At 74.4% G+C, this 1,778-nt stretch carries 1 protein-coding gene and 1 pseudogene; both read left to right on the top strand.

Translation table 11 applies throughout. The features are described from left to right. The first annotated feature begins 94 nt into the window (after positions 1–94). Positions 95–886 (top strand): DivIVA domain-containing protein, encoded by a 792-nt coding sequence (locus JM949_RS35690; protein ID WP_203152438.1) that lies wholly within the window; start codon positions 95–97, stop codon positions 884–886. Further along, a pseudogene (locus JM949_RS35685) lies at positions 795–1,778 on the top strand (hypothetical protein); the annotation flags it as partial. The gene JM949_RS35690 and the pseudogene JM949_RS35685, both read left to right, overlap by 92 nt.

Raw genomic sequence — 1,778 nt, 5'->3', positions numbered from 1 at the left:
CTGCGCTCGGGTCGGCGGTAGCGTTGCGCCACACTGACGGCCGCGGGGCAGGCGACCGCCGACCCTGACGCCCCGATCGTACGGAGGATGGTGCATGTCCATCGGCGCTGAGCCGCACGCAGCACGCGACGATGCGGCCTCGCGGCCGAGCTTCGAGCTCGCCCTGCGCGGCTACGACAAACGCCAGGTGGACCGGCACCTGGAACAGCTCGACGGTCAGATCGCCATGCTCAGCGGGGAGCACGGGCGTTCCGCCGTCCGCGTCCGTGAGTTGACCGCCGAGGTACAGCGCCTGCGGACCGAGCTGGCCGAGCTGAAGGAGCAACCGGTGCAGGTCGACCGCGCGTCGTTCCACGATCTGGGCCCGATGGTCGGCGAGATCATGGCGCTGGCCGAGAAGCAGGCCGGGATCATCACCGAGTCGGCCACCGACCGGGCCAACGAGCTGCGCAGCGAGGCGGAGCGGATCCTCGCCGACACCCGGGAGCGCGCCGCCCAGGCACGTCAGGACCTGGCCGAGGAGCTGGCCGCCCGGCGCGCCGAGCAGGAGCAGGCGCACGAGGAGCGCCGCACCCTGGCCGAGGCGGAGTTGACAGCGATCCGCGAGCACGCCGAGCAGTTGCGTGCCGACGGTGAGGCCGCGCACGAACGCGCCCAGCATGAGGCGAAGCGGATCACCGAGCAGAGCGCCCAGCAGCTCAACCAGACCCGGGTCGCCGCCGACGCGCTGATGAAGTCGCCCGTACGCAGATCCAGCAGGAGCTCCAGTCGCCCGGGCCAAGAACCAGCAGGAGATGATCCAGTGGCAGGCCACTGTGGAGCGCGAGGTCAACGAACGGCGCACCGCCGCCGAGCAGGACATCGCCGAGCAGCAGGCCGCCGCTGAGCAGGAGTTGGCCGAGCAGCGCAGCGAGACCGAGCAGCAGATCGCCGCGCTGCTGGCCGAGGCGCAGCAGCACGTCACCGAGCTGCGTAACCGCGCGGACGAGCAGGCCGCCAGCCACCAGCAGCAGCTCGCCGCCCTGCAACAGGAGCTGGCGGAGCGCCGGCAGGAGGCCGCCGAGCTGAACGCCGAGCTGGACACCGCCCGCCAGCAGCTCGACGCGATCCGCCAGGAGGGCGCGACGCTGGAGAACGAGCTGTCCCGGATGCAGCAGCGGCTCACCGAGGTCCGCCGGGACCTCACCGCGGAGAGCGCCCGGCTGGACGAGGCCCGACGGGCCGGGGACTCCGCCGAGCGGCACGCCAAGGAGGTCCGCGCCCGCGTGCAGCGGGAGGCGAAGCGGGTGGCCGACCTCGCCGCCGCCGCGGTCATGGCGGCTGCCGCCGGCGGTTCGGAGACCGCTGAGTACCCGATGGTCGGCTCCCGGTCCGGCGCCGATCGACCCGCCGCCGAGCGGGCGGGTGTGGAGCGGCTCGTGGTGGACCGCACGGCGGCGAGCGCCCGTCCGCCGAACGGCCCACAGTGGACGGCGCCGGCGTCGACCCGGTCCCGGCCGACCGGTCCCCCGCCGAGCCCGTCGACCAGGCCCCGACCGACCCCGCCGAGTCGACCTCGACCGACCCCGCGTACGCCGAACGGCCGACGGCGAGCGTGTCGACGCGCCGGCGCTGGCGGACGAGCCGGCCGTGGACCGTCCGGCGGCCCAGGAGGTACGCCCCGAGCCGATCTTCCCCCGGCACATCGGCACGGACGCGCCGACACCCGTACCGTTCCTCGCCTTCGGGCAGCCGGTCAGCGAGAACGGCGCCGCCCGGCACTGACCCCGGCCCGCGCC

Source organism: Micromonospora tarensis (assembly GCF_016803395.1).
GTDB lineage: Bacteria > Actinomycetota > Actinomycetes > Mycobacteriales > Micromonosporaceae > Micromonospora > Micromonospora tarensis.
Note: the sequence above shows the minus strand (reverse complement) of the source record. Positions and strands in the feature narration are given on the sequence as shown.